This is a genomic window from Noviherbaspirillum sp. Root189 (assembly GCF_001428545.1).
Classification (GTDB): domain Bacteria; phylum Pseudomonadota; class Gammaproteobacteria; order Burkholderiales; family Burkholderiaceae_D; genus Noviherbaspirillum.
The window spans coordinates 191,911-216,318 of the sequence record NZ_LMHZ01000012.1; the positions used below are offsets into that span (position 1 = coordinate 191,911).

20 protein-coding genes and 1 riboswitch are annotated in these 24,408 nt (G+C 58.4%); of the genes, 9 read left to right on the forward strand and 11 right to left on the reverse strand.

Going from position 1 to position 24,408, the window contains the following annotated elements; all coding sequences use genetic code 11:
* Position 1: 1 nt before the first annotated feature.
* Positions 2-188, reverse strand: a riboswitch (yybP-ykoY riboswitch).
* 21 nt (positions 189-209) lie between these two features.
* Complete coding sequence (locus tag ASE07_RS08760; protein WP_057290419.1) at positions 210-1,058, reverse strand: HAD-IIB family hydrolase; 849 nt, start codon at positions 1,056-1,058, stop codon at positions 210-212.
* The gene (locus tag ASE07_RS08765; protein ID WP_057290420.1) at positions 1,055-1,996 is read right to left on the reverse strand and encodes a CysB family HTH-type transcriptional regulator; all 942 of its coding nucleotides are present in this window, start codon (positions 1,994-1,996) and stop codon (positions 1,055-1,057) included. Before ASE07_RS08765 ends, ASE07_RS08760 begins: the two co-directional genes overlap by 4 nt.
* A gap of 134 nt (positions 1,997-2,130) precedes the next feature.
* On the opposite strand from ASE07_RS08765, the gene ASE07_RS08770 reads away from it, so the two are divergent.
* Genes ASE07_RS08770 through cobA form a run of 7 tightly spaced genes read left to right on the forward strand, consistent with a single transcriptional unit; the run spans position 2,131 to position 8,926 of the window.
* Positions 2,131-2,904 (forward strand): sulfite exporter TauE/SafE family protein, encoded by a 774-nt coding sequence (locus ASE07_RS08770; protein ID WP_057290421.1) that lies wholly within the window; start codon positions 2,131-2,133, stop codon positions 2,902-2,904.
* A 15-nt stretch (positions 2,905-2,919) separates the two neighbouring features.
* Positions 2,920-4,614 carry a nitrite/sulfite reductase gene (locus tag ASE07_RS08775; protein WP_057290422.1) on the forward strand — a complete coding sequence of 565 codons (1,695 nt, stop codon included), beginning with the start codon at positions 2,920-2,922 and terminating at the stop codon, positions 4,612-4,614.
* Positions 4,607-5,128, forward strand: a complete 522-nt coding sequence (locus ASE07_RS08780; RefSeq protein ID WP_057290423.1) for a DUF934 domain-containing protein — start codon at positions 4,607-4,609, stop codon at positions 5,126-5,128. Before ASE07_RS08775 ends, ASE07_RS08780 begins: the two co-directional genes overlap by 8 nt.
* Positions 5,125-5,844, forward strand: coding sequence for a phosphoadenylyl-sulfate reductase (locus tag ASE07_RS08785; RefSeq protein ID WP_057290424.1), 720 nt, complete (start codon positions 5,125-5,127; stop codon positions 5,842-5,844). Before ASE07_RS08780 ends, ASE07_RS08785 begins: the two co-directional genes overlap by 4 nt.
* A 57-nt stretch (positions 5,845-5,901) precedes the next feature.
* The gene (cysD, locus tag ASE07_RS08790; protein WP_057290425.1) at positions 5,902-6,837 is read left to right on the forward strand and encodes a sulfate adenylyltransferase subunit CysD; all 936 of its coding nucleotides are present in this window, start codon (positions 5,902-5,904) and stop codon (positions 6,835-6,837) included.
* On the forward strand, positions 6,837-8,165 hold the full coding sequence (locus ASE07_RS08795; RefSeq protein WP_057290426.1) for a sulfate adenylyltransferase subunit 1: 1,329 nt from the start codon (positions 6,837-6,839) through the stop codon (positions 8,163-8,165). Before cysD ends, ASE07_RS08795 begins: the two co-directional genes overlap by 1 nt.
* Positions 8,166-8,185: 20 nt before the next feature.
* On the forward strand, positions 8,186-8,926 hold the full coding sequence (cobA, locus tag ASE07_RS08800; protein ID WP_057290427.1) for a uroporphyrinogen-III C-methyltransferase: 741 nt from the start codon (positions 8,186-8,188) through the stop codon (positions 8,924-8,926).
* Between the two features lie 134 nt (positions 8,927-9,060).
* On the opposite strand, the gene ASE07_RS08805 is transcribed toward cobA, so the two are convergent.
* From ASE07_RS08805 to lptF, 3 genes are read right to left on the reverse strand one after another with little or no spacing between them, the layout of a single operon-like run.
* Complete coding sequence (locus tag ASE07_RS08805) at positions 9,061-9,438, reverse strand: sirohydrochlorin chelatase (RefSeq protein ID WP_057290428.1); 378 nt, start codon at positions 9,436-9,438, stop codon at positions 9,061-9,063.
* A gap of 8 nt (positions 9,439-9,446) precedes the next feature.
* Positions 9,447-10,574, reverse strand: coding sequence for an LPS export ABC transporter permease LptG (gene lptG / locus ASE07_RS08810; RefSeq protein WP_057290429.1), 1,128 nt, complete (start codon positions 10,572-10,574; stop codon positions 9,447-9,449).
* Entirely contained in the window at positions 10,571-11,704 is a 1,134-nt protein-coding gene (gene lptF / locus ASE07_RS08815) for an LPS export ABC transporter permease LptF (protein ID WP_057290430.1), read from the reverse strand. Before lptF ends, lptG begins: the two co-directional genes overlap by 4 nt.
* 39 nt (positions 11,705-11,743) lie before the next feature.
* On the opposite strand from lptF, the gene ASE07_RS08820 reads away from it, so the two are divergent.
* On the forward strand, positions 11,744-13,264 hold the full coding sequence (locus ASE07_RS08820) for a leucyl aminopeptidase (RefSeq protein WP_057290431.1): 1,521 nt from the start codon (positions 11,744-11,746) through the stop codon (positions 13,262-13,264).
* A gap of 129 nt (positions 13,265-13,393) precedes the next feature.
* Positions 13,394-14,158: an exodeoxyribonuclease III gene (xth, locus tag ASE07_RS08825; RefSeq protein WP_057290432.1), complete on the forward strand. Its 765-nt coding sequence runs from the start codon at positions 13,394-13,396 to the stop codon at positions 14,156-14,158.
* Between the two features lie 206 nt (positions 14,159-14,364).
* On the opposite strand, the gene ASE07_RS08830 is transcribed toward xth, so the two are convergent.
* From ASE07_RS08830 to prpB, 6 genes are all read right to left on the reverse strand, one after another.
* Entirely contained in the window at positions 14,365-16,257 is a 1,893-nt protein-coding gene (locus tag ASE07_RS08830) for a propionate--CoA ligase (RefSeq protein WP_057290433.1), read from the reverse strand.
* 165 nt (positions 16,258-16,422) lie between these two features.
* Positions 16,423-17,877 (reverse strand): bifunctional 2-methylcitrate dehydratase/aconitate hydratase, encoded by a 1,455-nt coding sequence (locus ASE07_RS08835; RefSeq protein ID WP_057290434.1) that lies wholly within the window; start codon positions 17,875-17,877, stop codon positions 16,423-16,425.
* Positions 17,878-18,123: 246 nt separating this feature from the next.
* Positions 18,124-19,314 carry a 2-methylaconitate cis-trans isomerase PrpF gene (prpF, locus tag ASE07_RS08840; RefSeq protein ID WP_057290435.1) on the reverse strand — a complete coding sequence of 397 codons (1,191 nt, stop codon included), beginning with the start codon at positions 19,312-19,314 and terminating at the stop codon, positions 18,124-18,126.
* A 137-nt stretch (positions 19,315-19,451) separates the two neighbouring features.
* The gene (gene acnD / locus ASE07_RS08845) at positions 19,452-22,064 is read right to left on the reverse strand and encodes a Fe/S-dependent 2-methylisocitrate dehydratase AcnD (protein WP_057290436.1); all 2,613 of its coding nucleotides are present in this window, start codon (positions 22,062-22,064) and stop codon (positions 19,452-19,454) included.
* 66 nt (positions 22,065-22,130) lie between these two features.
* The gene (prpC, locus tag ASE07_RS08850) at positions 22,131-23,285 is read right to left on the reverse strand and encodes a bifunctional 2-methylcitrate synthase/citrate synthase (protein ID WP_057290437.1); all 1,155 of its coding nucleotides are present in this window, start codon (positions 23,283-23,285) and stop codon (positions 22,131-22,133) included.
* Between the two features lie 39 nt (positions 23,286-23,324).
* Positions 23,325-24,215, reverse strand: coding sequence for a methylisocitrate lyase (gene prpB, locus ASE07_RS08855; protein WP_057290438.1), 891 nt, complete (start codon positions 24,213-24,215; stop codon positions 23,325-23,327).
* Positions 24,216-24,408: the final 193 nt, after the last annotated feature.

Below are 24,408 nucleotides of genomic sequence, written 5' to 3' on the forward strand. Positions count from 1 at the left end.
AAGTGCTCCAGGGCCGGACAGATACCAATGACCATGCGCCTTCCGGCCCTAAGCTGAGGCGGCATGGTCAAAGGTCTCGCCAAACCTGGATCGCTTGCGCCATAACCTGCTGTCGATGACGCAGGTTAAGTCTGTTGACGCAAGCCCCTCTCGCTTTCGGAGGGCGGCTACTCCCCAATGACGGGGGCGATTTTAACCCAAATAAAGGGTTACTGGGCAGAAATGTTTTTGTGTTCCGGGATGCCATGCGCGGCCAGCACAGCGCGTGCAGCTTCTACAAAGCCTGCGCCACAGGCTTGTTGCGTGACGTAAGCGGGAGCGACATCCAGCCAGGCAAGGTGCTTGCTGATATTGGCGACTCCCACGGTATAGGGGTAATGCGCAAACATCGCCGCATCGTTGCCTGAATCGCCAATAAAAAGGCAGCGTTTACACGCATCCGCATCAATAATTCCGAAGACGCTTTCAAGCACATGCGCGCTGGCAATCTGCTTGGAAAAGTGTGCCAGGGACGCGTGCGCATGGATACTGCTGACGGTGGCATAAAAGCCGTGCGAGGTGATGAACTGCACGATGGCGGCTATGTCATCCGTTGTCCTGGGCTGGACGTTTTCACCGATATCAAACGCCAGATCTCCCACACGCTGCGGCGCATCGTCGGCGACCGGCAAGTCGGGGAAGCGCCGCTGCAGCACCGGTACAAATTCTTCCAGCGCCGCGCGGTGCTGTTTTCGCGTAGAGACATCTGCATAGAACCACGATTGCAGCCGCCCCTGCGCGTCATCCCAGAACGCGCTGGCGCCATTTTCGGCAATCACGGCGTCAAACCGGCATAGTTTCAACAGGGGCATGGCCCAATAGGTCGGACGTCCCGTCACGGCAATCACGCGTATGCCAATGCTGCGAAAGTCATTAATGGCGGCCAACACCTCCGGCAGGAGCGCTCCATCCGTCGTCAGCGTATCGTCGATATCTGTAAGCACGAAGTCGATCTGGCGGCGCTGGTCGATCGGCCACGTGGCCAGTGCCTGCATTTGCCTTCCCGGGACCGGCTTCATAGTTCGTAGCTATCCTTTTCGCCGCTCATGACCTGTTCGATCAGCTTACGGTTCATGGTCGGCGTCAGCAGTTCGATAAAGCTGTATACATAGCTGCGCAAATAGGCGCCCTGCTTCAGCGCGACCCGCGACACGTTCGATCCGAACAGGTGACCGACGGAAATTGCCTGCAAACCCTTATCCCTTTCCGCATCGAAGGCCATACCGGCAATGATGCCGACCCCCATGCCTAGCTCGACGTAGGTCTTGATGACGTCGGCATCAATGGCTTCCAGGAAAATATCTGGCTTCAGTTCCCGAATCGCAAATGCATGATCAATCTTCGCGCGGCCGGTAAATGCACTGTCATAAGTGATCAGCGGATAGTGGACGATCTCTTCCAGCGTGATGACTTTTGCATCCAGCAAGGGATGTCCGTGTGGAACCACCACCACATGTTCCCATTGATAACAAGGCAAAGTAATCAAGCCGTCAATGCTGGCGATGGCTTCGGTCGCGATGGCAAGGTCGGCCTGATCCTTCAATACCATTTCCGCAATCTGCTTGGGATTGCCTTGCAGCAGCGACAGCCTGACTTTGGGAAACTTCTGCGTAAACGCCTGCACGACTTTCGGCAACGCATAGCGCGCCTGCGTATGGGTGGTGGCAATGGTAAAACTGCCGCTGTCCTGCGCCGCGAATTCCTTTCCGATGCGCTTGAGCCCCTCGATCTCCTGCATGATCAGTTCAACCGAGCGAAGCACGGCCCGCCCTGGCTCGGTCAAGCCACGGATGCGCTTACCATGCCTGGTGAAAATATCGACGCCCAGTTCTTCCTCGAGTTCGATGATGGCTTTGGAAACGCCGGGCTGGGAAGTGTAGAGCGCTTTTGCGGCTTCGGTCAGGTTGAAGTTTTGGCGGACGGCCTCGCGCACAAACCGCAGTTGATGGAGATTCATTGTTTCCCTTATGGCAACACTACCTTATTTTTTGTTCTTGCATATGCCAAATGAGCATATAAGCAAATAAATACTAAGTAGTTTGGAATAAGGAATTAGTTTATTACGATTTACATTCCTTTGCGCGAGGTGACATGACTGTTTCTTATGTAGTTTCCGGATTTGCGGTTGGCCTGCTGGTCGGCCTGACTGGCGTCGGTGGCGGTTCGCTGATGACGCCATTGCTTACGCTCATGTTTGGCGTTTCGCCAACCGTGGCGGTTGGGACCGACCTCGCTTTTGCGTCCGCCACGAAGACCGCCGGCACCCTTGCCCATCGTGTGCGCGGCACGGTACGGTGGGAAGTGGTCCGCCACCTTTGCTATGGCGCGCTGCCTGCCGCCCTGTTCGCCACACTGGCGCTGAAATACTTCGGCGCACTGGACAAGCAGATCGGCCAGATCATTCGTTATTCCATCGCCGGGTCGGTCCTGCTTACGGTCGCAGCACTGCTGTTCCGCAGCCGCATGCAAGCCTGGATACTTGCCCATCCCGAAAAGCAGTTGCAAGGCCGCAACCTGATGGTCGCCACAATTGTTGTGGGCGTCCTGCTCGGCACTCTGGTCACGATCTCTTCCATCGGCGCCGGAGCAGTCGGTGCGACCATTCTTGTATTACTGTATCCTCGCCTATCCCCGGCGGAGATTGCCGGTACCGATATCGCCTATGCGGTTCCGCTGACAGCCATTGCTGCTGCCGGCCACTGGTATCTCGGTTCCATCAACTGGGAACTGCTGGTCACCCTGCTGATCGGTTCGGTTCCCGGCATTACCCTCGGTTCACTGGCCGCGAAAGCGGTTCCGGAAAAAATTCTGCGCGGCCTGCTGGCTACCACGCTGACGGGTGTCGCCGCCAAAATGGTTTTTTAAGATTGGAAGAAGAAGATGTATCGTTACGACCAATATGATCATCAGATCGTCAAGGAACGCGTCGCACAGTATGCCGACCAGGTGCGCCGCCGGCTGTCCAATGAGCTGCTGGAAGATGAGTTCCGTCCGCTGCGCCTGCAGAACGGCCTGTATTACCAGCGCCATGCTTACATGCTGCGCATTGCCGTTCCCTACGGCCTGCTTTCTTCCAAACAGATGCGCATGTTCGCGCACATTGCCCGCGAATATGACCGTGGCTACGGACATTTCACGACGCGCCAGAACATCCAGTTCAACTGGATCAAGCTCGAAGACACACCTGAAATCCTGTCCAAGCTGGCATCGGTCGAAATGCATGCGATCCAGACTTCGGGCAACTGCGTGCGCAACATCACTTCCGATGAATTTGCCGGCATTGCCCCTGACGAGATCATCGATCCGCGTCCGTACGCCGAAATCCTGCGCCAGTGGAGCACCTTCAATCCTGAATTCGCCTTCCTGCCACGCAAGTTCAAGATCGCCATCAACGGTGCGCTGGAAGATCGTGCCGCGATCATGGTGCATGACATCGGCCTGTCGGTCGTAAAGAACGAACAGGGCGAGGTCGGCTTCCGCGTGCTGGTGGGCGGCGGCATGGGTCGCACGCCTATCCTTGGCAGCGAAATCCGTGCCTTCCTGCCGTGGCAGCACGTGATGAGCTACATCGAAGCGATCCTGCGCGTCTACAACCAGTACGGCCGCCGCGACAATATGTACAAGGCACGCATCAAGATCCTGGTAAAAGCCATCGGGATTGAAGAATTCGCGCGCCAGGTTGAAGAAGAATGGGCTGACATCAAGGATGGCCCCAGCACGCTGACCGAAGAAGAACTTGCCCGCGTCGCCGCCTATTTCACCGCACCCGCATACGAGACGCTGCCGGCGAACGATGCCGCCGTCGAACAGCTCAAGTCCGACAACAAGGCGTTCTCCAACTGGATCAAGCGCAACGTCAAGCCGCACAAAGTGTCCGGTTACGCTGCGGTCGTGCTGTCGCTGAAGAAAACCGGCGTGCCGCCGGGCGACGCGACGGCCGAGCAGATGGAATTCGCCGCCGACCTGGCCGATCGTTACAGCTTCGGCGAACTGCGCGTCACGCACGAACAGAACCTGGTGCTGTCGGATGTCAAGCAATCGGACCTGATCAGGGTCTGGGAAGAAGCCAAAGCGCATGGTATGGCAACACCGAACATCGGCCTGCTGACCGACATGATCTGCTGCCCGGGTGGTGACTTCTGCGCGCTCGCCAATGCCAAGTCGATCCCGATCGCGTCGGACATCGCCGAGCGTTTTGACAACCTCGATTTCCAGCACGACATCGGTGAAATCGAACTGAACATCTCCGGCTGCATCAACTCCTGCGGCCACCACCATGTCGGCCATATCGGCATTCTTGGCGTCGACAAGGACGGCAGCGAGTGGTACCAGGTATCGGTGGGCGGCGCGCAAGGCAACAATTCGAGCATCGGCAAGATCATCGGCCCGTCGTTCTCCGCGCACCAGATGCCGGAAGTGATCGACCGCATCCTGCAGGTCTACCTGCGCGAGCGCAACGAAGATGAACTCTTTATCGATACGGCGCGCCGTATCGGCGTTGCGCCGTTCAAGGAATTCGTCTACGCGACACCGATCGTCATCGAACACAAGACAGGAGAAGACGCGTATGCGTAACATCATCAAGAACAAGGCAGTCGTTTCGGATGACTGGACCGTATTGCGCCTGACGGAGAACGACACGGCCGACACCGTTGCGATCCCGGCGGGCAAGGTGATCGTGCCTTTGAAAGTCTGGCAGCAGCAACGCGCCGCATTGGAAGGCCGTGCCGACCTCGGCGTGTGGATCGCCAGCAGCGAGCGCCCGGAAGAACTGAAGGATGAGCTGTCGCACTTCAAGGTCGTCGCCGTCGACTTCCCGAAGTTCGCGGATGGCCGTGGCTATTCAATCGCCTACAACCTGCGTGCCCGTCTCGGCTATACCGGCGAACTGCGCGCCATCGGCGATGTGCTGCGCGACCAGCTCTTCTACATGCAGCGCGTGGGCTTCGACGCCTTTGCCGTGCGTGAAGACAAGAACATCCATGATGCACTCAAGGGACTGACCGATTTCTCCGAGGTCTATCAGGCCTCGTGGGACCAGAAGTCGCCGCTGTTCCGCCGTGTGCAGCGCTCCGGAGTGTCGGCATGAGCGATTTGAACACCCTGGTCGACAATACGACGGCGACGCTGCAGCGTATTGCCGACGAATTTTCGCCGGCGGTATTCGCGTCCAGCCTGGCTGCGGAAGACATGGTGCTGACCGACCTGATCCTGAAGGCGAAACTGCCGATTGGCATTTTTACGCTGGAAACCGGTCGCCTGCACAAGGAAACACTGGCCATGGTCGACCGCATCCGGGAAACCTATGGCTACGAGGTCGCGCTGTACAAGCCAGAGACTGTGGCGATCGATGCTTACGTTGCGCAGAATGGCCTCAACGCCTTCTATGACAGCGTGGACATGCGCAAGGAATGCTGCCGCATCCGCAAGGTCGAGCCGCTGAACCGCGCCCTCGCTGGCAACAAGGCATGGGTGACCGGCCAACGCCGCGCGCAGTCAACCACCCGTGCCGAACTGGCGGTACAGGAAGACGACGTTGCGCATGGAATGACCAAGTTCAATCCCCTGGCCGACTGGTCCGAGGAAGACGTATGGAACTACATTCGCAGCAACAACGTGCCGTACAACCCGCTGCATGACAAGGGTTATCCGTCGATCGGCTGCGAACCGTGCACGCGGGCGATCCAGCCTGGCGAGGATGTACGCGCCGGCCGCTGGTGGTGGGAAAACCCCGACTCCAAGGAATGCGGCCTGCATGTGGTTGACGGCAAGCTGATCAGAATCAAGGCAGTCGCGACATCCTGATCTCTATCGAGAACGGGAAGAATCAAATAGCGTAACAACGATGGCATGGATAACATTATGAATACCGCAGTCGAAAAACTTTTTCTGGATGCCGCCAGCAACCGTCACCTTGACTGGCTGGAGTCGGAAGCGATCCACATCATGCGCGAGGTCGCTGCGGAATGCACCAATCCCGCCCTGCTCTTTTCCGGCGGCAAGGATTCCGTTGTTCTGCTTCGTATCGCTGAAAAGGCTTTCCGTCCGGGCAAGTTCCCGTTCCCGCTGGTCCATATCGACACCGGCCACAACTTCCCGGAAGTGATCACCTTCCGCGACAAGCGCGTGGCTGAACTGGGTGAGCGCCTGATCGTCGGCTCGGTGGAAGATTCCATCAAGCGCGGCACGGTGCGGCTGCGCAATCCGCAGACCGATTCACGCAATGCGGCACAGGCTGTGACGCTGCTGGAAACCATTGCCGAACACAAGTTTGACGCCTGCATCGGTGGTGCCCGCCGTGACGAGGAAAAAGCCCGTGCGAAGGAACGCATTTTTTCCTTCCGCGATGAATTTGGCCAGTGGAATCCGAAGGCCCAGCGCCCGGAACTCTGGGACCTGTACAACACCCGCGTGCATCCGGGTGAAAACATGCGTGTATTCCCGATCTCGAACTGGACCGAGCTCGACGTCTGGCAATACATCGCCCGCGAGAAGCTGGAGCTGCCGCCGATCTATTTCGCGCATGAACGCGAAGTCATTCCACGCAACGGCCTGCTGGTGCCGCTGACCGACCTGACACCGCCGCGCGAAGGCGAAGCCGTTGAAAAGCGCGTCGTGCGCTTCCGTACCGTCGGTGACATCTCCTGCACCTGCCCGGTCGCCTCCGACGCGGCAGACGTTGACGCGATCATTGCCGAGACCGCTGTTACCCAGATCACCGAGCGCGGCGCGACCCGCATGGATGACCAGACATCCGAAGCATCGATGGAAAAACGCAAGAAAGAAGGATATTTCTGATGAACGCCGTAGCTGAACAACAAGCCCTGTCGATCAATGCCGGCGCCGAACGCGGCCTGCTGCGTTTCATCACCGCGGGTTCGGTGGACGATGGGAAAAGCACACTGATCGGTCGCCTGCTGTTTGACAGCAAGGGCATCTTCGCCGACCAGCTTGATGCGATTTCCCGTGCCAAGCACAAGCGCACCGTAGGCGATACCGTCGACCTGTCGCTGCTGACCGATGGCCTCGAAGCGGAGCGTGAGCAAGGCATTACGATCGACGTCGCCTACCGCTACTTCGCCACGCCGAAGCGCAAGTTCATCATTGCCGACACGCCTGGCCATGAACAATACACGCGCAACATGGTGACCGGCGCATCGACCGCCGACGCGGTGATCATCCTGATCGACGTGTCCAAGGTCAAGCTGGGCGATGACGGCAGCGTGACGCTGCTGACACAGACCAAACGCCATTCCACGATTGCGCATCTGCTGCGCATTGAACACGTGATTGTCGCGGTCAACAAGATGGACCTGGTCAACTATGACCAGACTGTGTATGACCGCATCGTCGGCGCTTATCTCGATTTCGCCAAACAGCTCGGCCTGAAAGATGTACGTCCGATTCCGTTGTCGGCGCTGGCTGGCGACAATGTCGTTGTAGCCGGCGACAAGATGCCGTGGCACAAGGGCCCGACCCTGATCAGTCTGCTGGAATCGCTGTCGGTGTACGAAGATTCGCATGAAGAACCGTTGCGTTTTCCAGTGCAGCTGGTCGCGCGCCACAACGGTCACGAAGCAAACGATTTCCGTGGCTATATGGGCCGTATCGAAGCCGGCAAGGTGCGCAAGGGCGACAAGCTCGTGGTGCAACCGAGCGGACAGACTGCGACCGTCAAGGATATCCTGACGCTGGACGGGTCGCACGATTGCGCGACGTCCGGGCAATCGGTGACCGTGCTGCTGGAAGAATATCTCGACATCTCGCGCGGCGACATGCTGGCGGCAGCCGAAGCCCCTGCCACGCTGCTGAAGACCGTCAACGCCGATATCTGCTGGCTGTCGGAAGAGCCGCTGGACATGCGTCGCAAGTACTGGCTCAAGCACACTACCAAGCAGGTCGCTGCGCGCGTGACTGCCATCGATACGCTGCTGGATATCAATACGCAGGAACGCCGCAACGCGGACGCGCTCAGGCTCAACGATATCGCTACCGTATCGATCAACGTGCAGCAGCCTCTCGCCGCCGATGCGTACGATGCCATTCGTGCCACTGGTGCCTTCATCCTGATCGATGAAGTGACCCACCAAACGGTGGCCGCAGGCATGATCCGACTGGCTAAATAAATCAGTCAGGGCTACTGCCGATGCCATCAAATGAAGTTGCAGGCCGGGCACTCGGCAAGGTCTACCTGATTGGCGCCGGCCCCGGCGCCGCCGACCTGATCACGGTCCGCGGCGCCCGCATTCTTTCTCAGGCCGACGTTGTTCTGTATGACGCGCTCGTAACTGAAGATATGCTTGCCCTGTGCCCACAGGCCGACAAGATTTCCGTTGGCAAGCGATCCGGACAGCGCTCGACGGCCCAGCATGTCATCAATGAGCAGCTGGTCGCCTGTGCGAAGAAGTACACACTGGTAGTACGCCTGAAAGGCGGCGATCCCATGCTGTTTGGACGGGCCGATGAAGAGCTGCGCGCGCTCGAAGCGGCCGGCATCGAAGTCGAGATTGTTCCCGGCATCACGGCAGCGCTCGCCGCGGCAGCATCCACCAGGCAACCGCTAACCAAGCGGGGCATTGCCCGCAGCGTGGCGTTTTTTACTTCCAGCACCGCGCCCAATCATCCCGAAGAAACGACGCTTCCGGATTGCGACACGCTGATCCAGTACATGGGCGGCAAGGAAGCAATCGCCACTGCACAGAAGCTGCTGGCGCAGGGACGTTCTCCTGCCCTGCCGGTCGTCGTGGTGGAGAATTGTAGCCGGGAGAATGAACGCGTGATGCGTCTTAGCCTGGGTGGCCTTGAACAGGGATTATCAGGCTGTCAGGGGCCGGTGCTTGTGATGATTGGCGAGGCGTTTGCGCCAAGGGATTCGGGCAGAGATTAGCGTTGCAGAAGTAGCTGCCAATCCTAGAGCGGATTTCATCGTGTGTACTGTCGCCTCGGTCCGCCTTGACGCGCAGGACGGCGTTGCTTGTCGCTTGTGTGGCCCGCCACACGGCACTTCCGATGAAATCCGCTCTAGCCGTTCCCCAACGCCTCAATGCAATACTGCCCGATCGCGTTCAGCACATCCAAGCTCTCTCCAACTGCGGGCGCGACCGTAATCTGCAGCAGCGGATATTGATGCCGGATTTCATCGATGATCACCGGCAGGTCACGCAATACATGGCCACCCTGCCCGAAGAAGACAGGAACCACGGTCACTTCCTTGCAGCCATCCTCGACCAGCTCTTTCACCAGTTCCGGCAGGCGAGGCGTCATTAACTCAAGATAGGCCAGCGACACGGCGACATCCGGCTTCTGCTCTTCGACGATCCGCTGCAGACGCTGGAAAGGCTCCGCCCAGCGTGGATCGCGGGCGCCGTGGGCGAACAGGACAAGGGCACGATGTTTCATCAGGTTTCCTAATGTTTTTGGACCCACCACAGCGATCCGATCGCAATCACAAGGAACATCATACTGGGCAAGACCGCAGTCGCCAGCGGAGGCCAGGTATTAAGCAGGCCCAGATGCGAAAACAGGCTGTTGAGCAACTGGAAGCTGACACCGATCATAATCCCGATAAAGATCTTGAGGCTGACGCCACCGGCACGGAAATGCAGATAGGCAAACGGTAGTGCCAGCGCCATCATCACCAGCACGGCAAACGGATAAAACACCTTTTTCCAGAACGCGATTTCGTAACGCTCTGTCGTCTGGTTGTTTTCCGCAAGATGGCGGGTATAGGTGGCCAGTCCGTACGCCGACATACGGTCCGGATCGGCAAACAGCACCGACAGGATGTTTGGCGTAATTTCTGACACCAGGTCGCGCGTCGGCAAGGTCTTGGTTGAGATGGTGGCCGTGATATCGCTCAGCCTGGTGCTGAAGCTTGTCTCCGTCACATCCGACAGCCGCCAGACATTGCTGGCCTGATAATCGGCATAAGCTGCGGTGACCACCGCAATCAGATGAAAATCACGGTCAAACTCATACAGCTTCACGTTTTGCAGACGGCCGGCCGGCGTCACATCCTTGACGTTAAGGAAGCGCGTCCCGATGGTTTCGCCAGTCAATCCGTTTTGCCGGATGACGTCCTTGGTCCATAAGCCGGTACGAAACTCCTGTGACACCGACGCACCCTGCGCCTGCAGCTTCCATTTTTCGGCCATCGCACTGGTCGTGGGGGCGATAAACTCGCCGAACAGGAAAGTCACGATGACGAGCACGATTCCAACCCGTGCCAGCATCCAGCTCGCCATGCCGGTCGACAGCCCCGACGCCCGCATGATCGTAAATTCGGAACGCGCCGCCAACTGTGCCAGGGTATAAATGCTGCCGATCAGGGCGGCGATCGGCATCAGGTCATACACATAACCGGGCAGACCCATCGTGACATACAGAAAGGCATGTTGAAGCTGATAATTACCCCGACCGACCTGCGGCAGTTCACCGATCAGGTCGAAAAAGGCAAACAGCGCAAGAAAGGCTACCAGCGCAAAGATGACGGCGCCGATGATCTCGCGTGCCACATAACGATGCAAGACCTTCATTGTGCCGCCGCCTTCCGGGCAAATATGGCGCGCTTGAACGCTCCCCATAGGCTGGCCGGATGATAAGGATGGTTCACCAGCAGACGCCAGGAGAACAAGAACGCAATCAGCGCGGCGGCAACGACATGCAGCGGCCACCAGGCGGTTTCCAGCGTGAGCCGTTTCTGCACCACTGCTGCCTGGAATACGCTGACCATGTTGCTGTAGATGATGAACAGCAGCAAGGCGATCAACAGGTTGGCGGACCGACCGCCTCGCGGATTCACAAAACTGAGCGGGATGGCGAGCAGCATCAGCAGCAATCCCATGATCGGAAGGGACAGACGCCAGACCAGTTCGCCGCTGTTGAAATTATTGAGGTTAGCCAGGAGCAGCGGTGTCGACAACGAGCGGGCCGACATGTCGCCGACCAGTGCCTGTGACTGGCGCGCCACCAGCACACCGTAGCGCTCGAATTCAATGACACGGAAATCCGACTGGCTCGCGACACCGTCATAACGCCGGCCCTTGTCCATCAGGAGGAACTTGTCGCCACGTTCGTCGATGGCGATTGTTCCTTCCCTGGCCACCACGACGCTGGTCCTGCCGTTTTGTATGGTATTGACGAAGACGTTCCTGACCTTGGTCGCATCGCCGCTGACACCTTCAACAAAGAAGATCCGGTCGGCGGATGAGGATTCCTGGAACCGTCCCGGCGAGACCCTCGCGATGTCTTCGCGCTTCTGAAAGCGCTCACGAAACTCCGCACTCTGGCGATTGGCCCATGGGGTAACAAAAAAGCTGAGCAAGGTAATAAGTATGACGATGGGGATGCCGAAGCTCATCACGGGCGCGATCCATTTTGACAGACTCATGCCGGACGCGAACCAGACGACCATTTCGGAGTCCTGATAACTGCGAGTGACGACGACCAGCACCGAAATGAATCCGGTCAGGATCAGGATCACGGAAAGGTAACGAAGCGCCGCAAATCCGATCAGGGCGATGACATCCTGCGATGCGATTTTTCCTCCGGCTGCCTGGCCGAGGATCTTGATCAACATCACGGTAATCGTGATCGTAAAAAGCGTGGTGAAGACAGCGCCGGCGGTACTTACCAATTCGCGACGAAGAGCGCGCTGAAAGATCATTGAATTGAAGACTATAATTGCGTCTCAAAAGGAGTGACCATGGACTTTAGCATAAAACCATTCGACGCAAAAACCGGACTTGCCGGTTTCAAGTCAGGCTGCATCGCCGTAGGCGTATTTGAAGATAAGAAACTGTCGCAGGCCGCTCAGGCCCTGGATCGCAAGGGCCAGATCGCCGCGGCGCTGAAGTCCGGCGACATCACCGGCAAGCCGGGCTCGACCTTGCTGCTACGCGGCCTGGACGGCATTGCCGCCGAGCGTATCCTGCTGGTCGGCCTGGGGGCGGATACCGAACTCTCCGACAAAACATTTGTCACTGCCTTGCAGGCAACCGCCAAGGCGTTCTCGTCGATCGGTTCGGCGGACGCTGCCATTGCCCTGCCGCTGGACCAGGTCAAGAAGCGCGATACCGCCTGGGCCATTCGCTGCGCCATTCTGGCGGTGCGCGACGCCGAGTATCGCTATAGCGTGACCAAGAGCGAAAAAGAACCGCCTGCGCGCGGCGTCAAAAAGATTGCCTTTCTGAGCGCGGGTGCCGATGCCGCAGCCAAGAACGTGATTGCGCAAGGTATCGCCCTGGCCAACGGCGTCGACCTGGCCAAGGAACTCGGCAATCTTCCTCCCAATATCTGCACCCCGACTTACCTCGCCAATACGGCCAAGCAGCTGGGCAAGGATTTCGGCTTCGGGGTTGAAGTCCTCGAACGCAAGCAGCTCGAAGCCCTCAAGATGGGCAGCTTCCTCTCCGTGACCAAAGGCAGTGACGAACCGCCGAAGTTCATCGTCATCAAGCACATGGGCGGCAAGGCGAAGGAAGCGCCTATAGTGCTCGTAGGCAAGGGTATCACCTTCGACACCGGCGGCATTTCACTCAAGCCGGGCGCCAACATGGACGAGATGAAGTACGACATGTGCGGGGCGGCATCGGTGCTCGGCACTTTCCGTGCGATCGGCGAGATGAACCTGAAGCTGAACGTCATCGGCGTCATCCCGACCTGCGAAAACATGCCATCCGGCCGCGCCTCCAAGCCGGGCGACATCGTCACGTCGATGTCCGGCCAGACCATTGAAATCCTGAATACCGATGCCGAAGGCCGCCTGATCCTGTGCGATGCGCTGACCTATGTCGAGCGCTTCAAGCCGGCGGCAGTGGTCGACATCGCAACCCTGACCGGCGCCTGCGTGACCGCACTTGGCCATCACAATACCGGCCTGTTCACGCGCCACGACGATGATCACGACGGTCTGGCGGATGAATTGCTCACCGCGGGCAAGGTGTCCGGCGACACGGCATGGCGCATGCCGATCGAAGACGCGTATCAGGAACAGCTTAAGTCCAACTTTGCCGACATGGCCAACATCGGCGGTCCGCCAGGGGGCAGCATCACGGCGGCCTGCTTTCTGGAGCGTTACACCCGTAAATATCTGTGGGCTCACCTGGACATCGCGGGCACGGCCTGGAAAAGCGGCGCGGCCAAAGGTGCGACTGGGCGACCGGTTCCCCTGCTGACCACATTCCTGCTGAATCGCGCAAACGGTAACGGCAAGAAGGCTGCCTGATAGGCGCTTGTCCGGACGTGTGAAAACGCGATCCGTATATCCGATCTGTCCGCTCCCGGCGCTGCCGGCAGCGGACATTATTTATTCTGAACGCGCGGGGCACCGCGCCGGTATTGAGAACACTCTGCTATGAAACTTGTCACTTGGAACGTAAATTCCCTGAAAGTACGCTTGCCGCAGGTACTGCAATGGTTGGCCGAAAACCCTGTCGACGTTCTTTGCCTTCAGGAAACCAAGCTCACCGATGACAAGTTCCCTGTCGCGGAGATTGAAGCGGCGGGTTATCACGTGGTCTTCACAGGTCAGAAGACCTACAACGGGGTTGCCATCCTGTCGAAGCATCCGATGAGCGAAGTCGTCAAGAATAATCCCCGCTTCGAGGATGAGCAGCAGCGCATCATTGCTGCGACCATCGAAGGCGTACGCGTGGTCTGTGCCTACATCCCGAACGGACAGACGGTTGGGTCGGATAAGTATCAGTACAAGCTGCGCTGGCTGGAAGCCTTGCACGACTGGCTGGCAGATGAATTGAAGACCTATGAGAGTCTTGCCTTGCTGGGCGACTACAACATCGCACCGGACGATCGCGATGTGCATGATCCGGTCGCATGGCAGGGCCAGGTCCTGGTGTCCGAACTTGAGCGCGCGGCGTTCCAGCGGCTGATCGCTCTAGGCTTCAAGGATTCGTTCCGGCTATTCGAGCAGCCGGAAAAGATCTACAGCTGGTGGGATTATCGGATGATGGCCTTTCGGCGGAACATGGGATTAAGGATCGACCATATCCTGCTGTCGCCGCCGCTGGCTGCACGGTGTACGGCGTGTGTGGTCGACAAGGTGCCGCGCAAGTGGGAACAGCCGTCGGATCATACGCCGGTGGTGGCGACGATTGAGTGATGTAGGTTGGCGTGCTGTTGACGCACTAATTGAATCGTCCACGTACGTCGCGCAACCCGCTGCCGGCTCCTTCCCCTTCGCAGGGGGAAGGCTGGGATGGGGGTCAGGTGGTCGAACCAGCGCAGTCAGGCGATCAACCTTCACACCCCCATCCCAACCTTCCCCCTAGAAGGGGGAAGGAGCCCTTCTCCTAAGCGCGACACTCCTTACGTCTGATCAGCCAACACCGCCCGAATCTGCTGCAACGACGTCGGATCCTCAATCGTCGTCAAATCCCCCGGGTCGCGGCCTTCGCAAATCGCCTGGATCGAGCGTCGCAATAATTTCCCCGACCGCGTCTTCGGCAACAGCGACACAAAATGCACACGCGCCGGACGCGCCACCGCACCCAACCGTTTGTCCACCACGGCCATCACCTCGGCTTCCAGCGCCTTCCGTGCTTCCGCGCTGGACAAGGCGTCGCCATTCTTCGGAATCGCAAACGCCACGGCGACCTGTCCCTTCAGCTTGTCCTCGACGCCCACCACCGCGACTTCCGACACATTCGGATGGCTGGAGATGCTCTCCTCGATTTCACGCGTGCCGAGACGATGCCCGGCGACGTTGATCACGTCGTCCGTGCGACCCAGGATAAAGTAGTAACCATCCGCATCGCGAATCCCCCAGTCGAAGGTCGAATAAACCTGTTCCTTGAAATTGGACCAGTAGGTTTTGACAAAACGTTCGTCGTCGCCATACACCGTCTGCATGCATCCCGGCGGCAACGGCCCCTCAATCACCACAACGCCCTTCTCGTTCGGGCCGCATTCCACGCCGGTCGATTCGTTGATCAGCTTAACCTTGTAGCCGTACATCGGTACGCCGGGGCTGCCCAGGCGTGTCGCCTTGTTTTCCACGCCGCAGGCAACCGTCAGGATCGGCCAGCCGGTTTCGGTCTGCCAGTAGTTATCGATGATGGGCACGCCGAGTTCCGACGCGATCCACTCCGACGTCGTTTCATCAAGCGGCTCACCGGCCAGATACAAGGCCTTCAGTGAAGACAGGTCATATTTCTTCATGAATTCCGGTGGCTGCTTCTTCAGCACGCGCACCGCGGTCGGCGCGGAAAACATGCGCGTGACCTTGTACTTCTCGACGATGCTCCACCATATACCGGCATCGGGACGGATCGGCAAGCCTTCGTACAGAACAGTCGCCATGCCGGCGATCAACGGTCCGTACACGATGTAGGAGTGACCAACCACCCAGCCGATGTCCGACGTCGAAAAATAGGTTTCCCCCGGATTGCCGCAGAAAATATGCTTCATCGATGCGGCAAGGGCAACCGCATAACCGCCGACGTCACGCTGTACGCCTTTCGGCTTGCCGGTCGTGCCCGAGGTATAGAGAATGTAGGAAGTCTCATTCGATTCCAGCCAGGTCACCGGCACCTGTGCATGGAAATGCTGTTCACGCAACTCGGCATAGTCGACATCGCGCCCGGCTACCATGGTCGTCGGCACAAGACCGCGATTGACCATCAGCACATGCGCGGGTTTATGCTGCGCGTGATGGATAGCCTCATCCAGCAAGGGTTTGTAAGCCACCGCCTTGCCGGCGCGCGATCCGGCGTCGGCGGACACGATCAACGTTGGTTTCGCGTCATCGATGCGCGTGGCCAGGCTGTTGGAAGCGAATCCGCCGAATACGACCGAATGAATCGCACCGATACGCGCGCACGCGAGCATCGCAAAAACCGCCTCCGCAACCATGGGCATATAGATCAGCACACGATCGCCCTTGCCCACGCCGAGAGACTGCATCATCGCCGCAGCGCGCATGACTTCTGTTTGCAATTCCTTGAAGCTATAGACCTTTTCCGTGCCGGTTTCAGTCGAGATGGCGATCAGCGCTGGCTTGTCAGCCTGCATCGCCACCCAGCGATCGACCGCGTTATGGCACAGATTGGTTTTGCCGCCGACAAACCATTTGGTAAATGGCGGATTGGCGTAATCCAGTACCTGGGTGTAGGGCTCATTCCAGTCGATTCGCTTGGCCTCCCTGTCCCAGAATGCCTGTGGATCGGTGATCGACTGCTGGTAGAAATCCGGGAAGTTCATGGCGTCTCCTATCTGAATGATATCCCTGCGTCATCGCAGGGCATAAGCAATTCTTTTTTGTAATTCAACCTTGAAGTCCAAGTATGGGACTGCTGTCTTACTAAGTACTTACTAAGCACTGACGCGCCATGCGCGCGAAGCGAAAACGCAGGAAAAAATCGAAGCTCAGATGACGTACAGGTCCACGTAGTCATTCACTGGCATCGCTTCCAGTGTCGCCTGGTCCAGTGACACATCGAGAATCGCCTTCTGCTGCTTCGTCGGAAACCTGCGCGCCAAGTTAGTCCTGAACTTCGCTTCCAGCAGTGGGATGCCCTCCTTGCGCCGGCGTGCATGTCCGATGGGATACTCGACGACAACTTCATCCAGTACTTCGCCAGTAGTGAGTTCGACTGTCAACGCATTCGCAATCGACCGTTTGAAGGGATCGTGATAATCGATGGTGAACAACGGATCTTCCACGCATACGATCTTGTCGCGCAATGTGTCAATGCGTGGATCCACGGCGACGTCATCCTCATAATCGGCTGCGGTAAGGTGGCCGTAGAGCAGCGGTACGGCCACCATGTACTGGATGCAGTGGTCACGGTCGGCCGGGTTGTTCAGCGGTCCCTTCTTGTCGATGATGCGAATGCAGGCTTCGTGTGTGCGGATGGTGATCTTTTTGATGTCTTCTGCCGACTTGCCGATCTTCTTCAATGCGGCATGCAGAGTCATTGCCGCTTCCACCGCTGTCTGGGCGTGGAACTCGGCCGGAAAGGAAATTTTGAACAACACATTTTCCATCACGTAGCTGCCATAGGGCCGCTGGAAATGGAAGGGTTTACCGTCGAACAGCACATCGTAGAAACCCCAGTCCCTGGCGGTCAGTACGGACGGATATCCCATCTCGCCGGTCTTCGCCATCAGCGCCAGTCGCACGGCACGCGCGGTGGCATCGCCCGCTGCCCATGATTTGCGCGAACCGGTATTGGGCGCATGACGATAGGTACGCAGCGATTGACCGTCGACCCACGCGAGCGATACGGCATTGAGGATTTCTTCGCGCGTCAGGCCGAGCATCTGCGCAACGACAGCAGTCGATGCCACCTTGACCAGCACGACATGATCGAGACCGACTTTGTTGAAGGAATTTTCGAGTGCGATGCAGCCCTGAATTTCGTGCGCCTTGATCATGCCGGTCAGCACCTTTTTCATGACCAGCGGCCGTTTTCCTGTCGCCACCGCATTGCGCGACAGCCAGTCGGCCACCGCCAGAATGCCGCCGAGATTATCCGAAGGATGTCCCCATTCGGCGGCGAGCCAGGTGTCGTTGAAATCCAGCCAGCGGATCATCGTGCCGATGTTGAACGCGGCTTGCACCGGATCAAGCTGGAACTGCGTACCGGGTACACGGGCCCCGTTGGGAACGATCGTGCCAAGCACAACCGGACCGAGAAGCTTGGTGCAGGCCGGGTATTCCAGCGCTTCAAGACCGCAACCCAAGGTATCGATCAGGCAGTTGCGTGCGGTTTCGTAGGCCAGATCGGAGCCGACCCGGTAATCCAGTACGTAATCGACGATATCGATCAGGACCTTGTCCCAACTGGGGCGCGTGGCTGATGTCATGGCGGTCGTCATGGCAAGTGAGGTGCAGTAGTCAACAGCATGATTCCTCCGTATCCGTTGGCACGGCGCTCGATTGCCCTGCGCCCCAACCCGCTTTCAAACCGGCATCAAAACATTAATACATCACAACATCAGAACCTTATACCAATCCCAACCCATAACGCACCATGAGATCGCGTCTTTTTCCGCCTGCCTGCGTTGCACTCGTCGTCAATAGCTCGCTATTGACTCCTCTCACGTTATAGCTTGGGATTGGTATTAGAACGCGTCGCCGGGCACGCGCACCCAACCTTCCATCAGCACGCGTGCGCTGCGGCTCATGATGGCTTTGGTCACGCTCCAGTCGCCGTCGACCTGCGTGGCTTCGGCACCGACCCGCAGCGTGCCGGAGGGATGTCCAAAGCGTACTGCGGTGCGCGGCCCGCCACCGGCGGCAAGGTTCACCAGCGTGCCGGGTATCGCCGCCGCGGTGCCGATCGCGACCGCAGCCGTACCCATCATCGCATGATGCAGCTTGCCCATGGACAGCGCACGTACCAGCAGATCGACATCGTCGGCCGTGACCTTCTTGCCGCTGGAAGCAACATAATCGGCCGGTTTGGCAACAAACGCAACCTTCGGCGTGTGCTGGCGCGTGGCGGCTTCATCGACGTTCTTGATGAGGCCCATGCGCACCGCGCCATAAGCACGGATCGTCTCGAACATGGCCAGGGCCTTGAGATCGCTGTTGATGGCGTCCTGCAATTCGGTGCCTGTGTAGCCGATCGCTTCCGCGTTCACGAAGATGGTCGGGATGCCCGCATTGATCATGGTGGCCTTGAGCGTGCCGATGCCGGGAACCTCGAGGTCATCGACCAGATTGCCTGTCGGGAACATCGCACCGCCGGCACCCTCTTCTTCAGCGGCCGGATCCATGAATTCCAATTGCACTTCCGCAGCCGGGAAAGTAACCCCGTCGAGTTCAAAGTCACCGGTTTCCTGCACCGCGCCATTGGTCATGGGTACATGCGCAATGATGGTCTTGCTGATGTTGGCCTGCCAGATACGCACGGTTGCCATGCCATCTTTCGGAATGCGGCTGGCATCGATCAACCCATTGCTGATGGCGAACGGTCCGATCGCCGACGAGAGGTTGCCGCAGTTGCCGCTCCAGTCGACAAATGGCTTGTCGATGGAAACCTGGCCGAACAGATAATCGACATCGTGATCGGGTCTGCTGCTTTTTGCGACGATGACAGCCTTGCTTGTACTCGATGTGGCAGCGCCCATCCCGTCGATCTGCTTGCCGTACGGGTCGGGACTGCCGATCACGCGCAGTAGCAGCGCATCGCGTGCCGCGCCGGGTACCTGTGCGGCTTCGGGCAAATCCTGCAGACGGAAGAACACGCCTTTGCTGGTGCCGCCACGCATGTAGGTGGCGGGAATTTTAATCTGGGATACGTGGGCCATGGGAGTGTTGTCCTTGTGAATCCGGGTGATATCGATCGATATCAATCATTACCATCGATATCACCCTTTGCAAAACCGTAGAGGTGCGCTTCGCATGCCGGCATGACTGCAAGCGCACCTCAGTTAACCGGCAGGTTTCAGGCTGCCTTTGCCGTCGATGCAAGGAAGTCTTGCGCAAACCGCTGCAATACGCCGCCGGCTTCGTAGATCAAGACTTCTTCGGCGGTATCGAGCCGGCAGGTTACCGGTACTTCGACACGCTCGCCATTCTTACGATGGATCACGAGGGTCAGATCGGTTCGCGGCTTGCGCTCTCCGATCACGTCGTAGGTTTCCGTACCGTCAATGCCGAGAGTGAGTCGATTGACGCCAGGCTTGAACTCCAGCGGCAGCACGCCCATACCGACCAGGTTGGTGCGGTGGATGCGCTCGAAACCTTCGGCAACGATGGCTTCCACGCCGGCAAGGCGCACGCCTTTTGCAGCCCAGTCGCGCGAAGAACCCTGACCATAGTCGGCACCGGCAATTACGATCAGCGGCTGCTTGCGTTCCATGTAGGTCTCGATCGCTTCCCACATGCGCGTCACCTTGCCTTCGGGCTCGATACGCGTGAGCGAACCTGCCTTGACCTTGCCGTCGACCATCACCATTTCGTTCTTCAGCGTCGGATTGGCGAAGGTGGCGCGCTGGGCAGTGAGGTGATCGCCGCGATGGGTTGCGTAGGAATTGAAATCCTCTTCCGGCAGGCCCATTTTCTCGAGGTACTCACCGGCAGCGCTGTCCAGCATGATGGCGTTGGACGGCGACAGGTGGTCAGTCGTGATGTTGTCGCCGAGGACGGCCAGCGGACGCATGGCCGTGAGCGTGCGCGGACTGGCAGCCAGCGCGCCCTGCCCTTCCTTGTCCCAATATGGCGGACGACGGATGTAGGTGCTCTGCGGGCGCCAGTCATACAGAGGACTAACCTTTTCGCCCGAATCCACGCTGAACGTGAACATCGGTTCGTAGACCTTGCGGAACTGCTCGGGTTTCACGCTCTCAGTAATCACTGCGTCGATTTCGGCATCGCTCGGCCAGATGTCCGCCAGGCGGATTGGCTTGCCATCTGCATCGGTCCCGAGAACGTCCTTCTCGATATCGAAACGGATCGTGCCGGCGATGGCATAGGCGACCACCAGCGGTGGCGATGCCAGGAAGGCTTGCTTGGCATACGGATGGATGCGGCCGTCGAAGTTACGGTTGCCGGAAAGAACTGCGGTCGCATAGAGGTCGCGTTCCACGATTTCCTTCTGGATCACCGGGTCGAGTGCGCCCGACATGCCGTTGCAGGTAGTGCAGGCGAAAGCCACGACACCAAAGCCCAGGCTTTCGAGCTCGGGCAGGAGGCCCGCTTCTTCCAGGTACAGCGCCACGGTCTTGGATCCCGGCGCCAGCGAACTCTTTACCCAGGGCTTGCGCGTAAGGCCAAGCTTGTTGGCGTTACGGGCCAGCAGGCCGGCGGCAATCATGTTGCGCGGGTTGTTGGTATTGGTGCAGCTGGTAATCGCGGCAATGATCACAGCGCCGTCCGGCATCAGGCCCGGCTCGTTCTCGACCTTGCCGCTGATGCCGCGTGCGGCCAGCTCCGTGGTCGGCACGCGGTTATGCGGGTTGGACGGTCCGGCAATGTTACGTACCACCGAAGACAGGTCGAAACTCAGCACGCGTTCATACTCGGCGTTCTTGAGGCTGTCCGCCCAGAGGCCGGTTTCCTTCGCATAGGTTTCGACCAGCTTGACCAGTTCTTCATCACGACCGGTGAGCCGCAGGTATTTGATGGTCTGCTCGTCGATATAGAACATCGCGGCAGTGGCGCCAAACTCGGGCGCCATGTTGGAGATGGTCGCACGGTCGCCCAGCGTCAGGTTGGCCGCGCCTTCGCCAAAGAATTCCAGGTAGGCGGAGACGACTTTCTGCTTGCGCAGGAACTCGGTCAGTGCCAGCACGATGTCCGTCGCGGTAATGCCGGGTTGCGGCTTGCCGGTCAGTTCGACGCCGATGATGTCCGGCAACCGCATCCAAGACGCACGGCCCAGCATGACGGTTTCCGCTTCGAGACCGCCGACACCGATGGCGATCACGCCAAGTGCATCGACCATCGGCGTATGGCTGTCGGTACCCACCAGGGTATCCGGAAAGGCCACGCCGTCTTTTACCTGAACCACGGGCGACATGCGCTCGAGGTTGATCTGGTGGAGGATGCCGTTACCCGGCGGGATCACGTCGACGTTCTTGAACGCCTTCTTGGTCCAGTTGATGAAGTCGAAACGGTCTTCGTTACGGCGGTCTTCGATGGCGCGGTTCTTGTTGAACGCGTCCGGATCGAAACCTCCGCATTCGACGGCCAGTGAATGGTCCACCACCAGCTGGGTCGGCACGACCGGATTCACCATGGCAGGATCGCCACCTTGCGAAGCGATGGCATCACGCAGACCGGCGAGGTCGACCAGTGCGGTCTGGCCAAGGATGTCGTGACATACCACACGAGCGGGGAACCATGGAAAGTCCAGTTCGCGCTTGCGCTCGATGATCTGTTTCAGTGACGCTGTCAGGGTAGCCGGATCGCAGCGGCGCACGAGATTCTCGGCCAGCACGCGCGAGGTGTACGGCAACTTGTCGTACGCGCCGGGTGCGATCGCGTCGACGGCGGCACGCGTGTCGAAGTAGTCGAGTTTGGTCCCCGGCAGGGGTTTGCGGTTTGCGAGATTCATGGATCAGTAAAGAAAGGAGTCACGGTGTAGAGGATGTCTCGGACACCCTCTATGCTTTATTTTGCTTTATTTGCGTTCCTGGATCGGCACAAACTTCAGGTCTTCCGGACCGACGTAGTTGGCGCTCGGACGGATGATCTTGTTGTCGATGCGCTGCTCGATGATGTGTGCAGCCCAGCCGGAAGTACGCGAAATCACAAACAGCGGTGTGAACATCGCTGTCGGCACGCCCATCATGTGATAGGACACGGCGGAGAACCAGTCGAGGTTGGGGAACATCTTCTTGACGTCCCACATCACGGTTTCAAGACGCTCCGCAATGTCGAACATCTTGGTTGAACCGGCTTCGGTGGAGAGGTTATGCGCGACTTCCTTGATGACCTTGTTGCGCGGATCGGAAATGGTGTACACCGGATGGCCGAAGCCGATGATGACTTCCTTGTTCTCGACACGGCGGCGGATGTCGGCTTCCGCTTCGTCGGGATTGTCGTAACGTTTCTGGATTTCGAAGGCGACTTCATTGGCGCCGCCATGCTTGGGGCCGCGCAATGCGCCGATCGCGCCAGTGATGGCCGAGTACATGTCGGAGCCCGTGCCGGCGACGACGCGACCGGTAAACGTCGACGCATTGAATTCATGTTCCGCATACAGGATCAGCGAAGTGTGCATCGCCTTTTCCCATGTTGCCGAGGGCTTCTTGCCATGCAGCAGATGCAGGAAGTGGCCGCCGATGGAGTCGTCGTCGGTTTCGACTTCGATACGCTTGCCGTTGTGGCTATAGTGGTACCAGTACAGCAGCATCGAACCCAGTGATGCCATCAGGCGGTCAGCGATGTCACGCGCGCCCGGCGTGTTGTGGTCGTCTTTCTCCGGCAGTACACAGCCGAGCACCGATACGCCGGTACGCATCACATCCATCGGGTGCGAGGACGCCGGTAGTGTTTCGAGTGCCGCCTTGACGTTGGCCGGCAGGCCGCGCAGCATTTTCAGCTTGGCCTTGTAGCCTTTGAGTTCGGCGACATTGGGCAGTTTTCCGTGCACCAGCAGATAGGCAATTTCTTCAAATTCGCAGGTGTCCGCGACGTCCAGAATGTCATAGCCGCGATAGTGCAAATCGTTACCGGTTTTACCCACTGTGCAGAGGGCGGTATTGCCGGCGGTCACGCCGGAAAGGGCAACCGATTTTTTTGGCTTGAAGCCGGCGGCTTGTTGTTCGCTCATCAAAGTCTCCTGGTAAAAATAAGATACGTGGAATGCGGATTACTTGGCTTTTTGCTGGGCAAACAAGGCATCCAGCTTTTGCTCGAAATCGTGATAGTTGATGCGGTCATACAGTTCCATCCGCGTCTGCATGGTGTCGACTACATTCTTTTGCGTGCCTTCGCGGCGGATCGCGTTATACACGTTTTCCGCGGCCTTGTTCATCGCGCGGAATGCGGACAGCGGATACAGCACGAGGCCGACATCAACACTCTTTAATTCCTCGACCGTGTACAGCGGGGTCGCGCCGAACTCGGTGATGTTGGCCAGCACCGGCACCTTCACCGCGTCGGCAAAGGTCTTGTACATCTCGAGCTTGGTGATGGCTTCCGGAAAGATCATGTCGGCGCCCGCTTCGACACAAGCCTGTGCGCGGTCAAGCGCGGCTTCCAGGCCTTCCACGGCCAGCGCGTCGGTACGCGCCATGATCACGAAATTTTCATCGGTACGTGCATCGACGGCTGCCTTGATGCGATCGACCATTTCCTGCTTGCTGACGATTTCCTTGTTCGGGCGATGACCGCAACGCTTGGCGCCAACCTGGTCTTCGATATGCATCGCCGCTGCACCGAACTTGATCATCGACTTGACGGTACGCGCCACATTGAAGGCCGATGAGCCGAAGCCGGTGTCGACGTCAACCAGCAGAGGCAGGTCGCAGACGTCCGTGATGCGGCGGACATCGGTCAGTACGTCGTCAAGATTGGAAATGCCGAGGTCGGGCAGGCCGAGCGAACCGGCTGCTACGCCGCCGCCCGACAGATAAATGGCGCGATAGCCGGCACGTTTGGCCAGCAACGCGTGGTTGGCGTTGATGGCGCCGACAACCTGCAGCGGGGATTCTTCGCGTACTGCCTGACGAAAGGCGGCTCCTGCGGATTGGACTGTCATGTATTCACCTTGTTGGATGTTTCAACGAATTGCATTCCGGGTCTTTATTGCAATCGGTGTGCCATACGGGAAGTTTCTGGGGTCTATCGAAGATGTTCTATACAGATCAATGACTTAGCCAAACATGTTATCAAAACATTCTATCCAGTGTTTCACCAATAGGTTCAAGCTGCGTTACACTTGAAACATTGAA

Coding starts and splice junctions, on each gene's coding strand:
- ASE07_RS08805 (WP_057290428.1), bottom strand. CDS start 9,438: ATGAAACATCGTGCCCTTGTCCTGTTCGCCCACGGCGCCCGCGATCCA.
- prpB (WP_057290438.1), bottom strand. CDS start 24,215: ATGACAGTCCAATCCGCAGGAGCCGCCTTTCGTCAGGCAGTACGCGAA.
- ASE07_RS08835 (WP_057290434.1), bottom strand. CDS start 17,877: ATGACGACCGCCATGACATCAGCCACGCGCCCCAGTTGGGACAAGGTC.
- ASE07_RS08795 (WP_057290426.1), top strand. CDS start 6,837: ATGAACGCCGTAGCTGAACAACAAGCCCTGTCGATCAATGCCGGCGCC.
- cysD (WP_057290425.1), top strand. CDS start 5,902: ATGAATACCGCAGTCGAAAAACTTTTTCTGGATGCCGCCAGCAACCGT.
- ASE07_RS08760 (WP_057290419.1), bottom strand. CDS start 1,058: ATGAAGCCGGTCCCGGGAAGGCAAATGCAGGCACTGGCCACGTGGCCG.
- xth (WP_057290432.1), top strand. CDS start 13,394: ATGAAACTTGTCACTTGGAACGTAAATTCCCTGAAAGTACGCTTGCCG.
- ASE07_RS08765 (WP_057290420.1), bottom strand. CDS start 1,996: ATGAATCTCCATCAACTGCGGTTTGTGCGCGAGGCCGTCCGCCAAAAC.
- ASE07_RS08775 (WP_057290422.1), top strand. CDS start 2,920: ATGTATCGTTACGACCAATATGATCATCAGATCGTCAAGGAACGCGTC.
- acnD (WP_057290436.1), bottom strand. CDS start 22,064: ATGAATCTCGCAAACCGCAAACCCCTGCCGGGGACCAAACTCGACTAC.
- prpF (WP_057290435.1), bottom strand. CDS start 19,314: ATGGCCCACGTATCCCAGATTAAAATTCCCGCCACCTACATGCGTGGC.
- lptF (WP_057290430.1), bottom strand. CDS start 11,704: ATGATCTTTCAGCGCGCTCTTCGTCGCGAATTGGTAAGTACCGCCGGC.
- ASE07_RS08780 (WP_057290423.1), top strand. CDS start 4,607: ATGCGTAACATCATCAAGAACAAGGCAGTCGTTTCGGATGACTGGACC.
- ASE07_RS08770 (WP_057290421.1), top strand. CDS start 2,131: ATGACTGTTTCTTATGTAGTTTCCGGATTTGCGGTTGGCCTGCTGGTC.
- ASE07_RS08785 (WP_057290424.1), top strand. CDS start 5,125: ATGAGCGATTTGAACACCCTGGTCGACAATACGACGGCGACGCTGCAG.
- cobA (WP_057290427.1), top strand. CDS start 8,186: ATGCCATCAAATGAAGTTGCAGGCCGGGCACTCGGCAAGGTCTACCTG.
- ASE07_RS08830 (WP_057290433.1), bottom strand. CDS start 16,257: ATGAACTTCCCGGATTTCTACCAGCAGTCGATCACCGATCCACAGGCA.
- prpC (WP_057290437.1), bottom strand. CDS start 23,285: ATGAGCGAACAACAAGCCGCCGGCTTCAAGCCAAAAAAATCGGTTGCC.
- ASE07_RS08820 (WP_057290431.1), top strand. CDS start 11,744: ATGGACTTTAGCATAAAACCATTCGACGCAAAAACCGGACTTGCCGGT.
- lptG (WP_057290429.1), bottom strand. CDS start 10,574: ATGAAGGTCTTGCATCGTTATGTGGCACGCGAGATCATCGGCGCCGTC.